The following is a 13171-nucleotide window of genomic DNA, read 5'->3' as shown; positions in this document are numbered from 1 at the left end:
CACCACTCCTGTGTAACGGACCTGACGTGATCTCCGGGTGTGGTTTCCGTCATACCCGATATGCCCGGCGGAAGGTCGGGTTGCACCAGGGCCCCCGGTAGGAGCCCTTCCGCTTCCCCTCGGGGGGACTGCTCGGCCGGTCGGAGCAGTGGTGGGGCCGCCTCCGGAGGGTGCCGGAGCGGTGCCGAGGCGGTGCCCGGACGGGTGCGCGCGGGAGCGCACCGGGGCGTTGACGGGGCGTCCGGGGCGGCCCGCGCGCCGTTCGGCGGGTCCGGTCGGGTGTTCGGTGCCCGCTAGGCTGGGGCAACGGTCCGCGGGTCGGGCTCGCTGCGGCACGGGACCGGGCAATGCCCCCTGCAAGGAAGGTCCCGCACGTGTTCCGCTCCGGCGTCCTCGGCCTCGCCGACGCGTCCTCCCAGTCGACGACGCCGTCCCCCGGCCCGACCGCGCCGCAGGTGCCGCAGCTCGACCTGCGGATCCCGACGAGCGCGCAGGAGGTCTCGGACACCACCAAGCAGGCGGCCAGCTGGTTCGACACCCACTGGCAGTCCTGGCTCGCCGCCGGGGTGCGGATCGTCTTCATCATCGTGCTGGCACTGGTGCTGCGCGCGGTGGTGCGCAAGCTCATCACGCAGCTGATAACCAGGATGGCGCGCGCCCACGAGAGCGCCGAGGAGCACGGCCGCATCGGCGGACTGCTCGCCAACACCGGGGTCGTCAACCCGGAGCGGCGCCAGCAGCGCTCGGAGGCGATCGGCTCGGTGCTGCGCAGCGTCGCGTCCTTCGGCATCCTCGGCACGGCGGCGCTCATGGTGCTCTCCGCGCTGGGGGTGAACCTGGCGCCGCTGCTGGCGAGCGCCGGTGTGGCCGGTGTGGCGATCGGTTTCGGCGCCCGCAACCTGGTCACGGACTTCCTCTCCGGCGTCTTCATGATCATGGAGGACCAGTACGGCGTCGGCGACGAGATCGACACCGGGGTGGCCGCCGGCACGGTGCTGGAGGTCGGCCTGCGGGTGACCAAGCTGCGCGGCGCGAACGGCGAGATCTGGTACATCCGCAACGGCGAGGTGAAGCGGATCGCCAACATGAGCCAGGGCTGGTCCACGGCCACCGTGGACGTCCAGGTCGGGTACAAGGAGGACCTCCTCCGGGCCGAGGACCTGATCCAGGAGACCGCCGAGGCGATGTCCAAGGAGGCTCCGTACGACGAGCTGATCTGGGAGCCGGTGTCGGTGCTGGGCGTGGAGTCGGTCGCGGCGGACTCGGTGGTGGTGCGGATCGAGGCCAGGACGGCGCCGGGCAAGGCGGCGATGGTGGCGCGGGCGATGCGCCAGCGGCTGAAGGCGGCCTTCGACCACGCCGGCATCAAGGTCAAGGAGGAGGCGGCGGCCACGGGCGTCGCGATCGCCGCGGCCCCGGACCCGTCGCCGCCGTCCTCACTGGCCGACCCGACCTCGGCGCGCTACAAGGCGACCGAGCCGATACCGGCACCGAAGCCGCCGATGGACGACCTCGCCAAGCCGTAAGCCGCCGACGGACGACCCGCCGAGCCGTAAGCCGCCGATGGACGACCCCGCCGGGCCGTAACACCCCTTCGCAGCGGCCGGGAAGGCCAGGACACGCGGACGAAAGCCCCGCTCCCACCGACGTGGGGGCGGGGCTTCGTGCTGCCCGGTAACGCTTCGGCATCCACCGCCCGGCGGGCCATTGACACTCCGCCGACGCTGACCGTACGGTCCTTCCCAAGCGACTGGAAAGTTTCCTAACAGTTCGCACCGTGGACCCGGGACACCCCCCGGGCGCTCCCCGGACACCCCCGGGAGTTCCCCCGGGTACGCCCCCGACCTGCCGGAAGAGGAGGATTCTGCGCGTGACCAAGACCACCGCCAAGGCCCCCCTCGCCGGCACCCCCAGCCTGCTGCGCGCCATCAACGACCGAGCCGCCCTCGAACTGCTGCTGGAGAACGGACCGCTCTCCCGCACCCAGATCGGCACGCTCACCGGGCTCTCCAAGCCCACCGCCTCCCAGCTGCTGGCGCGCCTGGAGGCGGCGGGCCTGGTCCTGCCGGTCGGCACCACGGCGGGCGGGCCCGGGCCCAACGCGCAGCTGTACCAGGTGAATCCGGCCGCCGGGTACGTCGCCGGGGTGGACGTCACGGCCACCGGGATCCGGGTCGCCGTCGCCGACATCACCGGCAGCACGCTCGCCGAGCACGTCGTGCCGGTGAAGGGCGCCCCGGCCGCCGGGACCGTCCCCCGGGTCGCCGCGGCGGTCGCCGACACGGTCCGGGCGGCCGGGATCGGCGAGGGCGCGCTGCACACCGTCGTGATCGGCGTCAGCGGCGCACCCGACCCCGTCACCGGCAAGCTGCGCTACGCCTCCCACCTGGCCGGCTGGCACTCGCCGACGCTCGTCGAGGAGCTGACCGGGGAGATCGGCGCCCCCGTGTCGATCGAGAACGACGTCAACCTCGCCGCCGTCGCCGAGCAGGCCTCGGGCGCGGCGCGGGGTTCCGAGGACTTCGTCCTGCTGTGGGCCGGTGCCGGGATCGGCGCCGCGATCGTGATCGCCGGGCGGCTGCACCGCGGCTTCACCGGCGGCGCCGGTGAGGTCGGCTACATGCCGGTGCCCGGCTCGCCGGTCGTGCGGGACGTGCGCCGCCGCAACTTCGGCGGGTTCCAGGACCTGGTCGGCGCGGCCGCCGTCCGGGCGCTGGCCCGCGAGCACGGGCTCGGCGCGCCCACCGCCGAGGAGACCATCGCCAAGGCCCTGGCGACCCCGGGCGCCGGCGAGGAGTTCCTCCGCGAACTGGCCGGCCGGATCGCCGTCGGGCTGGCCGTGATCGTCGCCGTCGTCGACCCCGAGCTGGTGGTCCTCTCCGGCGGCGTGCCGAGCGCCGGCGGCGAACATCTGCGCGCGCTCGTCCAGGAGGAACTCGCCCGGCTCTCGATCGCCCGCCCGGAAGTGCGCAGCAGCACCCTCGCCGGTTCACCCGTCCTGCTCGGCGCGCTCCAGCGCGCCCTGGCGGCCGCCCGCGAGGCGGTCTTCTCCACCCACTGACAGCCCCCTGCCCCTGCCGACTCCCCCCCCCCCCCCCCCCCCGACTCCCCCTGCGATCCACCCCTGCACCCACCTCTCCCCAACCCCCGACCGCGGGCGACGAGGCAATGACGCCTGCCCGCGCACCCCCAGGAGGACCTCGAAGTGCACCCCACCACCTCCCGCAGAGGCCGCCGCACGATCGCCGCCGTCACCGGCAGCGCCGTCCTCGCCCTGCTCGCCACCGCCTGCACCGGCAGCAACGACGCCGGCGGCAGCGACGACTCGGCGAGCGGCAAGGACGTCACCATCACCTTCTGGCACGGCTGGAGCCAGGACAACGAGGTGAAGGCGATCAACGACAACATCGCCGCCTTCGAGAAGGCCCACCCGAACATCCACGTCAAGGCCGTGGCCAACATCGCGGACGACAAGGTCAACCAGGCCCTGCGGGCCGGCGGCGACGACGCGCCGGACGTGGTCTCCTCCTTCACCACCAACAACGTTGGCATGTTCTGTTCGACCAAGGCCTTCATCGACCTCAACCCGCTGCTGAAGAAGAGCGGCATCGACGCCGCCAAGACCTTCCCGTCGGCGATGCTCAACTACACGCAGTTCCAGGGCAACCAGTGCACCCTGCCGCTGCTCGGCGACGCCTACGGCCTCTACTACAACAAGAAGGCCTTCGCCGCCGCCGGCATCACCGCCCCGCCGAAGACCTTCAGCGAGTTCGCCGACGCCGCGGCCAAGCTCACCGTCCCCGACGGCGACGGCTTCAAGCAGCTCGGCTTCATGCCGGACTACCACGGCTACGAGTCCACCACCGAGCACTTCCTCGGCCAGTACGGGCCGGCCTACTTCGGCGCGGACGGCAAGTCGGCCGTCGCCTCCGACCCGAAGGTCGCCGCGATGCTCACCTGGCAGAAGGGCCTCGTCGACAAGCTCGGCGGCTTCGACAAGCTGGAGAAGTACCGCTCCACCTTCGGCGAGGAGTTCAGCGAGAAGAACCCCTTCCACACCGGCCAGGTCGCCATGGCCATCGACGGCGAGTGGCGCACCAACTCGCTCGCCGAGAGCAAGCCCGACTTCGACTGGGCCACCGCCCCGTTCCCGGTGCCGGACGACCAGGCCGCCACCTACGGCCGCGGCTACCAGACCGGCACCGTCATCGGCATCGCCCGCAGCAGCAAGAAGCAGGCCGCCGCCTGGGAGCTCGTCAAGTACCTGACCACCGACACGGACGCGGTCGTCGGCTTCGCCAACGCGATCCACAACGTGCCGAGCACCTTCGCCGCGCTCGACTCGCCCAAGCTCAGCGGCGACCCGAACTTCAAGACCTTCCTGGACATCGCGAAGAACCCGAACTCCGGCACCACCCCGGCCAGCGCCAACGGCGGCGCCTACATCGTGTCGCTGCAGAACCTCGGCTACGCGTACGAGTCCGGCAAGCAGCCCGACCTCGCGGCCGGCCTCGCCGCCACCGCCAAGGAGATCGACGCCGCCATCGCCCAGGCGAAGTAACCGGCCCGGCACGGCAGTCCGAAGAACACGGCACTCGGAGCACCCCATGGCACTCGCGTTCGGCACCCGCAAGGGCACCGGACCCGCCGACCCGGCGGCGCACTCCACGCAGCACCTGCTGCGCCGGAAGCGCCGCCGGGAGGCGGCCCGCACCCTCGCGTTCCTCTCCCCCTGGCTGATCGGCTTCGGCGTCTTCTTCCTGTACCCGCTGATCTCCACCGTCTACTTCTCCTTCATGAAGTACGACGGGTTCTCGGCCCCCGCCTTCAACGGGCTGAAGAACTGGGACTACGTCTTCAACCACTACCCCTTCTTCTGGCAGGGCCTGCGCAACACCCTCTGGCTCGTCGTCGTCATGGTGTCCCTCCGGGTGCTGTTCGGGCTCGGCATCGGGCTGCTCATCACGAAGATCAAGAGCGGCGTCGGCTTCTTCCGCACCGCCTTCTACCTGCCCTACCTGGCCCCGCCGGTGGCCGCGACCGTCTCCTTCGCGTTCCTGCTCAACCCCGGCACCGGCCCGGTCAACCACTTCCTCGGCGAGCTCGGGCTCCCGCAGCCCGGCTGGTTCGCCGACCCGAACTGGTCCAAGCCCGCGCTCACCATGCTCGCCATGTGGGGCATCGGCGACCTGATGGTGATCTTCATGGCCGCCCTGCTGGACGTGCCCAAGGAGCAGTACGAGGCGGCCGAACTCGACGGCGCGGGGCCGCTCCAGCGCTTCCGCTACGTCACGCTGCCGAACATCTCGCCGATCATCACGTTCGCCGTGGTCACCGGCGTGATCCAGACCATGCAGTACTACACCCAGGCGATCGTCGCCGGGCGCGTCGCCAGCGGCATCGCGGGCAACTCCGGGCAGCAGTTCGAGCCCGGCTTCCCGCAGGGCTCCACCTGGACCCTGCCGCAGATGGTGTACAACCTCGGCTTCCAGCGCTTCGACACCGGCTCCGCCTGCGTCGTCGCCCTGGTCCTGTTCGCCATCGCGATGGCCGTCACCTCCCTCCTGCTGCGCCGCCGCTCCGGCTTCATGGCGAGCGAGGACTAGCGGACCAGCGGATCAGCGGACCAGTGAGGACCCGTTCATGACTCTCAGCACCCCCGTACTCGCCAAGGCCTCGTCGCCCTCGGGACGTTCGGCCGCCTCCGCGGCCGCCCGGCGGCGCGCCGCGCTCAACTGGGTGGCCGTCCACGCCCTGGGCATCGCCGCCGCGCTGTTCTTCATCCTCCCGTTCGTCTTCGCCTTCCTGACCTCCGTCATGACGGACAGCCAGGCGCTCACGACGAACTACTGGCCCACCTCCTGGCAGTGGGGCAACTACACCAAGGTGTGGGAGGCGCCCGGGTTCCTCACCTGGTGGCGCAACACCCTGGTCTACGCCGGCGCCGGCACGCTGCTGACCGTCGTCTCCAGCCTCCCGGTCGCCTACGCGCTCGCCAAGTTCCGCTTCCGCGGCCGGAAACTGGCGCTCATGGCGGTCATCTCGATGATGATGCTGCCGCCGCAGGTCACCATCATCCCGATGTACCTGTTCTGGGCGAAGCAGATGCACCTCACCGGCACCCTGTGGCCGCTGATCATCCCGATGGCCTTCGGCGACGCCTTCTCCATCTTCCTGCTGCGCCAGTTCCTCACCACCATCCCCAAGGAGTACATCGAGGCGGCCCGGATCGACGGCTGCGGCGACCTGCGCACCCTGCTGCGCGTCGTGCTGCCGATGGCCAAGCCGGCCATCGCCGCCGTCGCCCTGTTCCAGTTCTTCTACTGCTGGAACGACTACTTCGGCCCGCAGATCTACGCCAGCGAGAACCACGCCGCCTGGACGCTCTCCTACGGCCTGGAGTCCTTCAAGGGCGCCCACCACACCAACTGGAACCTCACCATGGCCGCCACCCTCCTCGTGATGGCACCGGTGATCCTCCTCTTCTTCTTCGCGCAGAAGGCCTTCATCGAAGGCGTGACACTGACAGGGGTCAAGGGCTGATGTCCGCAACCAAGTCCGTACTCAAGCTGGCGATCGTCGGCGGTGGTTCGACGTACACCCCGGAGCTGATCGACGGCTTCGCCCGGCTGCGGGACACCCTGCCGATCGGCGAACTCGTCCTGATCGACCCGGCCGCCGAACGGCTGGAGCTGATCGGCGGGCTGGCGCGGCGCATCTTCGCCAAGCAGGGCCACCCGGCGGTCGTGTCCACCACGACGGACGTCGCAGCCGGCGTCGCCGACGCCGACGCCGTCCTGCTCCAGCTGCGCGTCGGCGGACAGGCCGCCCGCAACCAGGACGAGACGTGGCCGCTGGAGTGCGGCTGCGTCGGCCAGGAGACCACCGGCGCCGGCGGGCTCGCCAAGGCGCTGCGCACCGTCCCCGTCGTGCTGGACATCGCCGACACCGTCCGCCGGGCCAACCCGGACGCCTGGATCGTCGACTTCACCAACCCGGTCGGCATCGTCACCCGGGCCCTCCAGGAGGCCGGGCACAAGGCCGTCGGCCTGTGCAACGTCGCGATCGGCTTCCAGCGGAAGTTCGCCGCGCACCTCGGGGTGGCGCCGGAGCTCGTCCGGCTCGACCACGTCGGCCTCAACCACCTCACCTGGGAGCGCGGCGTCACCCTGCTCGACGCCCCCGGCGCGGCGGGCGGGCGGGAGGTGCTGCCCGAGCTGCTCCGCGACTTCGGCAAGGAGATCGCCGACGACCTCCACCTGCCGCAGGCCGTCGTGCAGCGCCTCGGCGTCGTCCCGTCCTACTACCTGCGGTACTACTACCAGCACGACGAGGTCGTCGAGGAGCTCAAGGCGCAGGGCTCGCGGGCCGCGCAGGTCGCCGAGATCGAGCGGCAGCTGCTGGAGATGTACGCCGACCCCGCCCTCGACACCAAGCCCGAACTGCTGGGCAAGCGCGGCGGCGCGTTCTACTCCGAGGCCGCCGTCCAGCTCATCGCCGCCCTGCTCGGCACCGACGGCGGCACCTCCGTCCAGGTCGTCAACACCCGCAACGACGGCGTACTGCCCTTCCTGCCCGACGACGCCGTCATCGAGGTGCCGGCCGAGGTCGACGCGGCCGGCGTCCGCCCGCTGCCGCAGCGGCCCGTCGAGCCGCTCTACGCCGGGCTCGTCGCGGCCGTCACCTCGTACGAGCACCTCGCCCTCGACGCCGCCCTGCGCGGCGGGCGCGACCGCGTGTACGACGCGCTGCTCGCCCACCCGCTGGTCGGCCAGTTCGACCTCGCCGACCGGCTGACGGACCGGCTGCTCGCCCACAACCGCGAGCACCTCGCCTGGGCCTGACGTCCGGGGCGCCGGGCGGTCGCGCTCGTCCTGACGTCCGGGCGTTCGGGCGTTCGGGCGTCCGGGCGTGCCGGCGTGCAGGCGCCCCGGGCATCCGGGCGTGCAGGCGTCCCGGGCCCGCTGTGACGGCCCGACGTCCGCGCCCCGGCGTCACCGTGGACGGCCCGGCCCGCGATATGAGGGTGTCGCGGGCCGGGCTCCGCGAGCGGACCGCCCACCCCCGGCCGGGGCACCACCGGCCGGGCCACCCGGCCGGGCACCCTCGGCCGGGCCACGTACGAGTCGCGGGGACCTGATGACCCACCAGCCCGAACCACTCCTGCCCGGCGTGCTCGCCATCGACGCCGGCAACTCCAAGACCGACGTCGCCCTGATCGGCGCGGACGGCACCGTCCTCGGCACCGCCCGCGGCGGCGGCTTCGCACCGCAGAAGATCGGCGGCGAGGCCGCCGTCGCCGGCCTCGCCCCGCTGGTCGACGAGGCCGCGCGCGCGGCCGGGCACCCCACCTGGACCGGCCGGCTGACCACCCACGTCAGCGCGTGCCTCGCCAACGCCGACCTCCCCGTGGAGGAGGAGGCGCTGCGCACCGCGCTGGAATCCCACCCCTGGGGCGTCAGCAACACCGTCGTCAACGACACCTTCGGCCTGCTGCGCGCCGGCACCGACGGCCCGCGCGGCGTCGCCGTCGTCTGCGGCGCCGGCATCAACTGCGTCGGCGTCCTCCCGGACGGCCGCACCGCGCGCTTCCCCGCCCTCGGCGAGCTCACGGGCGACTGGGGCGGCGGCGCCAGCCTCGCCGGCCACAGCATGTGGCACGCCGTGCGCGCCGAGGACGGGCGCGGCGGGCCCACCGCCCTCGCCCGGGCCATCGCCGAGCACTACGGGCTGCCCAGCGCCGGCGCCGTCGCCGAGGCCGTCCACCTCGGGCACCTGCCGGCGGCGCGGCTGCACGAGATCGTCCGGGTGCTGTTCGCCGTCGCGGACGCGGGGGACCCGACCGCGCGGGAGCTCGTCGACCGGCAGGCCGACGAGATCGTCCGGCTCGCCGTCGTCGCGCTCACCCGGCTGCAGCTGCTCGACGCGCCCGCCCCGGTCGTGCTCGGCGGCGGGGTGCTCGCCTCCCGGCAGCCGCTGCTCCTCGACAACGTCACGGCGCGCCTCGCGAAGGCCGCGCCGCTGGCCGAGCCGCGGGTCGTCGTCGCGCCGCCGGTGCTCGGGGCGGCCCTGCTCGGGCTCGACCACCTGGGCGGCGACGCACGGGCGCAGGCGCGGGTGCGGGAGGCGTACGAGGCCGGGCGGCCGGTCGCGGCGTGAACCGGCCCTGAGCCTCCGGTCGTCCTGGCCTTCCGGCCCTCTTGAACTTCCGGCCCTCCTGAACTTCCGGCCCTCCTGAACTTCCCGTCCCCGTCGGGTCCGCACATCCGACGGGGGCGGGAACCGCACCCCGGCCCGCACACGTGTAACCGGATGTCCGCGTCCACGACCGGATGTACACGTCCGCCACGTTGCCGGGGAGACTGGTGCCATGGCCACGCCCCGCATCCTGCTCACCGCCGTCCTCTCCTGCACCGCCGTGGCCCTCACCGTCGCCGGACTCGCCTCCTGCACCCCCGTCGACGAGCACCCGACGGCCGTGAGCGCGTCCAGCGAGTCCGGCGGCCCGGACGACGACCCCGGGGACGCCGGCGACCCCGGGGACGCCGGTGACGCCGGTGACGACGCCGTCGAGGCGGTCCCTTCACTGCCGTCCGCCCCCGCCACGTGCTCGCCGGCCGGCGAGCACCCCGGGCACACCGTGCTGCTCGTCGTCGCCGCGGACCCGGCGGACCCCGCAGGGGCGGCGGACGCCGCGGGCGCCCTGGACGGCCCCGGGCTCACCGCCCGGGCCACCCGGTACCTCTGCTCGCCGAACCGCTTCGAGCCCGTCGGCCGCCCGATGCGCTACTCCTTCGCCGCCGCCGGCGTCGACGCCGCCCTCGTCGACCGCCGGAACGGCGACCCCGCCAAACCGGTGCCGCTGCCAGAACTCCTCACCCACCTCGACGACTGCCTCGCCGCCCGCCCTCCTGCCACCCCCTACGGCTGCTACGGCAACACGTACGACGTCGTCCTCGACTCGCACGGGCGCATCATGCGGATCACGGAACTCGGCCGCCCGTAGGGATTCAGCGGGCCGGGCCCCCGCGATAGGTTGGTGCCCCGGATCGATCGGAGGGGCGGGTGACGTGCGCGAACACGAGCCGGACGGCGCTGACCACCCCGTCGTCGACCGCCCTGGCGCTGACCACCCCGCTGCGCCGGAACACCCGCCGCGCCGCGCCCGCGCCATCGCCGACAAGATCGACCACCTGATCTCCCGCGACGCCGCCCGGGCCGCCGGACGCGCCCCCACCTACCGCGAACTCGCCGACCGCATCAACACCCTGGCCGGACGCGACGTCATCTCCAAGGACACCATCCGCAACCTCCACCACGGCGTCACGCAGAAGGGCCAGAGCCCCAACCCGACCGTCGACACCCTCGACTGGCTCGGCCGCGGCTTCGGCATCCGGCAGGGCGCGGCCTACTTCCTGGACGACCGCAGGACCGCCGACGTCGACGAACAGCTCGACCGCCTCGACAAGTTCGGGGACCTCCGGCAGGCCCTCGGCAACTCCGGGGTGGTCAGCCTGGTCAAGCGCGCCTCGGGACTGTCCGACAACAGCCTGAACATGCTGCTCGTCCTCGCCGAACGGCTCAAGACCCTGGAGGAAGGGGCGTCGGGAGCGGACGGCCTCAGGGGCTCGGACGCGAACTGAGGCCGTCCGCCTGCTCGTGTGCCCGCCCGCATGTACGCCCGCTCGCCTGCACGTGCGCCCGCTCGCCGATCGCCGCCGACTGAAGGAACGTTTTCCCGCATGCCACTTCCCCGCGGCCTCCGCAGGCGCTGCGAGAACATCCTCGGCGCCCTCGACCTGCCCGTCCCGTTCACCGTCGAAGGCTTCCGCGCCTCGCTCGAACGCCACCGGGGCCGGCCGATCGCCATGGAACCCCTGCCTGCCCTCGGCCAGGACGCCCCCTGCGGACTGTGGATCGCCCTCCCCAGCATCGACGTCGTCTTCTACGAACGGCACACCACCCCCGCCCACCAGGACCTCATCAAGCTCCACGAACTCGGGCACGTCGCCTGCGAGCACACCGGCGTCCTCGAACTGCGCCACCTCACCGGTCTGTTGCCGGACCTCACCCCCGAATTCGTCGCCCGGGCCCTCGGCCTGGCCCGCACGAGCTACACCACCGTCGAAGAACAGGAGGCGGAGATGATAGCCCTGCTGCTCGCCGACCTCGCGGGCACCGACCGCGCGCGCACGGAATCCTCCCAACGGCTCGTCGACAGCATGCTCAGCCCGGTCGAACCCCTCCGGCGCGGGCGGCGGTCCGCGGGAGGGCGAGGCTGAGGATGCTGCGCTCCGTCTTCGAGATCCTCGTCCCCGCCCTCCTGTGGACCGCCGTCGCCTGGCGCGCGCCCCGGGCCTTCCGCTCCCCCGCCACCCGCGCCCTCTGGGGCACCGTGGCCGCGATGGCGCTCGCGCTCACCACCCGGCCCGCCCCCGTCGCCCGCCTCCTGGAGGACGGCACCGGGCTGCCCGAGGTGTCCGTCCTGATCAAGCACCTCCTCGGCATCGCGGCGGCGACCTGCCTGCTCGACTACGTCTTCGCGATCCACGGGAAGCCAGGGACGGGCATCCGCTCGGCGAAGGTCCGGCACGCGGCGGCGGCCGTGACGTGCGGGGTGATGGCGGTGCTGTCGGTCTTCTTCTTCAAGCACGAGCAGATCGGGCCCGACGGCATCGACGCGCACTACGCCGACCGGCCGGTGCAGCTCTACCTCACCGTCTACTACCTGTTCTTCTTCGCCTCGACACTGCTCGCCTCCCGGCTCTTCTGGTCGAACCGGCTCAACGTGCCCCGCGGCCTCCTGCGGACGGGCGTCCGGCTGATGGCGGCGAGCACCGGGACCGGGGCGGTGTACGTCCTGTACCGGGTGTACTACATCGCGGCGCACACCGCCGTCGCACACGACCCCGTCACCGGGAAACCCGCCCCGCCGTACGACCCCGTCGGCGAGCTCCTGCCGGCCACGGCGGCCGTCCTGCTCGTACTCGGCCTCGCCATGCCGCCCCTGCGGACGGTGAGCCGCTACGTCCGCGACCAGCACGCCATGTGGCGGCTCCACCCCCTCTGGGCCGACCTCGTCGCGGCGGCGCCGCAGGTCGTCTTCGGCACCCCGGCGGGACGGGTCCGCAACCTCTTCGCCCTCGGCGACCGCTCGCTGGACGTCGCCCACCGGGCGTTCGAGATCCGCGACGCGGCACTGGCCCTGCGGGACGGCCTGCCGTCCTCGGCCCCCGGCACGGGCGCGGCGGTCGCCGCGGTCGCGCCGGGCGACCGAGCGCGCGCCGAGGCCGCCTGGTTCCACGCCGCCCTCCACCACCACACCACCGGCCACCCCCCGGCCACCGGCATGCCCCCCGAACCCGCCCACCCCGGCGGCGCCACCCCGCAGGAGGAGATCACCTGGCTCCTGAAGGTGGCCACCGCCTACCGCCGCCTACCCGCCTGAGACCGCGCGCAGGAGGTCGGGCCGACCGACCTCTGGCGCCCGCCCCCTGGGAATCGAACGAATCAACACCACACCACCCGGGGCCATGCGGCGCACAGAAAGTCGCCCAAGTCGACCTCCCGAATGCGAATCCACACAGAACCGCCCGGGGCAGCGAAGGCTGGTGCGCGAGAAGTCGGCCCCGTCGACTTCTCTTACCTGGCCGCTGGGGGCCAGGCGAAGCGACGCGGGACCACCTGGCACAGCGGCGCACAGGAAGTCGATCCGGCCAACTTCCCGCGCCCGGCGAATAGAAGCGGCTCCACCCCGGGGCGCCGGCGGGCGGAGTGGAGGCGCCCGCACAGGAAGTCGGCCAAATCGACCTCCCACGCACCCCGCGCACCCACCCCAACCGACGGCCGCGCGCACGCAAGCCAGCAACTGGAAGCACCCCAGCCGGACGCAGGGCCAGCGGCACACAGGAAGTCGAGCCCATCGACTGCTCGTACCTGGCCGCTGGGGGCAAGGCGACGCCACGCCGCACCACCTGGCACAGCAGCGCGCAGGAAGTCGAGCCCGCCGACTTCCCGCGCCCGGCCATTGCGGGCAAGGCGAAGCCACACAGCGCCACCTGGCACAGCGGCGCACAGGAAGTCGAGCCCGCCGACTTCTCGTACCTGGCCGCTGGGGGCAAGGCGAAGCGACGCGGGACCACCTGGCACAGCGGCGCACAGGAAGTCGATC

The 13171-nt window shown here is 72.8% G+C and carries 12 protein-coding genes; all 12 read left to right on the top strand.

The features are described from left to right. Window positions 1-347: 347 nt before the first annotated feature. Window positions 348-1526 (top strand): mechanosensitive ion channel family protein, encoded by a 1179-nt coding sequence (locus tag ACFVSN_RS24975; RefSeq protein ID WP_380441974.1) that lies wholly within the window; start codon window positions 348-350, stop codon window positions 1524-1526. A 344-nt stretch (window positions 1527-1870) separates the two neighbouring features. Further along, window positions 1871-3061 (top strand): ROK family protein, encoded by a 1191-nt coding sequence (locus tag ACFVSN_RS24970; protein WP_380506929.1) that lies wholly within the window; start codon window positions 1871-1873, stop codon window positions 3059-3061. A 144-nt stretch (window positions 3062-3205) separates the two neighbouring features. Then, the gene (locus tag ACFVSN_RS24965; protein WP_380441970.1) at window positions 3206-4561 is read left to right on the top strand and encodes an ABC transporter substrate-binding protein; all 1356 of its coding nucleotides are present in this window, start codon (window positions 3206-3208) and stop codon (window positions 4559-4561) included. A gap of 46 nt (window positions 4562-4607) precedes the next feature. Further along, window positions 4608-5606 carry a carbohydrate ABC transporter permease gene (locus tag ACFVSN_RS24960; RefSeq protein ID WP_380441968.1) on the top strand — a complete coding sequence of 333 codons (999 nt, stop codon included), beginning with the start codon at window positions 4608-4610 and terminating at the stop codon, window positions 5604-5606. A gap of 37 nt (window positions 5607-5643) precedes the next feature. Then, a complete protein-coding gene (locus ACFVSN_RS24955) occupies window positions 5644-6543 on the top strand; it encodes a carbohydrate ABC transporter permease (protein ID WP_380441966.1) in 900 nt (299 codons plus the stop codon). Then, window positions 6543-7844: a 6-phospho-beta-glucosidase gene (locus ACFVSN_RS24950; protein WP_380441964.1), complete on the top strand. Its 1302-nt coding sequence runs from the start codon at window positions 6543-6545 to the stop codon at window positions 7842-7844. Before ACFVSN_RS24955 ends, ACFVSN_RS24950 begins: the two co-directional genes overlap by 1 nt. A 295-nt stretch (window positions 7845-8139) precedes the next feature. After that, window positions 8140-9159: an N-acetylglucosamine kinase gene (locus ACFVSN_RS24945; RefSeq protein ID WP_387956609.1), complete on the top strand. Its 1020-nt coding sequence runs from the start codon at window positions 8140-8142 to the stop codon at window positions 9157-9159. A gap of 211 nt (window positions 9160-9370) precedes the next feature. Then, complete coding sequence (locus ACFVSN_RS24940) at window positions 9371-10006, top strand: hypothetical protein (RefSeq protein ID WP_387956608.1); 636 nt, start codon at window positions 9371-9373, stop codon at window positions 10004-10006. Between the two features lie 64 nt (window positions 10007-10070). Next, on the top strand, window positions 10071-10643 hold the full coding sequence (locus tag ACFVSN_RS24935) for a hypothetical protein (RefSeq protein WP_387956607.1): 573 nt from the start codon (window positions 10071-10073) through the stop codon (window positions 10641-10643). Window positions 10644-10742: 99 nt separating this feature from the next. Next, window positions 10743-11282: a hypothetical protein gene (locus tag ACFVSN_RS24930; protein ID WP_387956606.1), complete on the top strand. Its 540-nt coding sequence runs from the start codon at window positions 10743-10745 to the stop codon at window positions 11280-11282. A 2-nt stretch (window positions 11283-11284) separates the two neighbouring features. Beyond that, window positions 11285-12448: an MAB_1171c family putative transporter gene (locus ACFVSN_RS24925; protein WP_387956605.1), complete on the top strand. Its 1164-nt coding sequence runs from the start codon at window positions 11285-11287 to the stop codon at window positions 12446-12448. A 326-nt stretch (window positions 12449-12774) separates the two neighbouring features. After that, the coding region (locus ACFVSN_RS24920) for a hypothetical protein (RefSeq protein WP_387956604.1) at window positions 12775-13171 on the top strand (397 nt) is incomplete at its 3' end.

It is taken from the genome of Kitasatospora sp. NPDC057904 (assembly GCF_042887925.1).
Lineage (GTDB): Bacteria > Actinomycetota > Actinomycetes > Streptomycetales > Streptomycetaceae > Kitasatospora.
This window is presented reverse-complemented; position numbering and strand designations above follow the sequence as displayed.

Coding starts and splice junctions, on each gene's coding strand:
- ACFVSN_RS24975 (WP_380441974.1), top strand. CDS start 348: ATGCCCCCTGCAAGGAAGGTCCCGCACGTGTTCCGCTCCGGCGTCCTC.
- ACFVSN_RS24960 (WP_380441968.1), top strand. CDS start 4,608: ATGGCACTCGCGTTCGGCACCCGCAAGGGCACCGGACCCGCCGACCCG.
- ACFVSN_RS24955 (WP_380441966.1), top strand. CDS start 5,644: ATGACTCTCAGCACCCCCGTACTCGCCAAGGCCTCGTCGCCCTCGGGA.
- ACFVSN_RS24950 (WP_380441964.1), top strand. CDS start 6,543: ATGTCCGCAACCAAGTCCGTACTCAAGCTGGCGATCGTCGGCGGTGGT.
- ACFVSN_RS24945 (WP_387956609.1), top strand. CDS start 8,140: ATGACCCACCAGCCCGAACCACTCCTGCCCGGCGTGCTCGCCATCGAC.
- ACFVSN_RS24940 (WP_387956608.1), top strand. CDS start 9,371: ATGGCCACGCCCCGCATCCTGCTCACCGCCGTCCTCTCCTGCACCGCC.
- ACFVSN_RS24930 (WP_387956606.1), top strand. CDS start 10,743: ATGCCACTTCCCCGCGGCCTCCGCAGGCGCTGCGAGAACATCCTCGGC.
- ACFVSN_RS24925 (WP_387956605.1), top strand. CDS start 11,285: ATGCTGCGCTCCGTCTTCGAGATCCTCGTCCCCGCCCTCCTGTGGACC.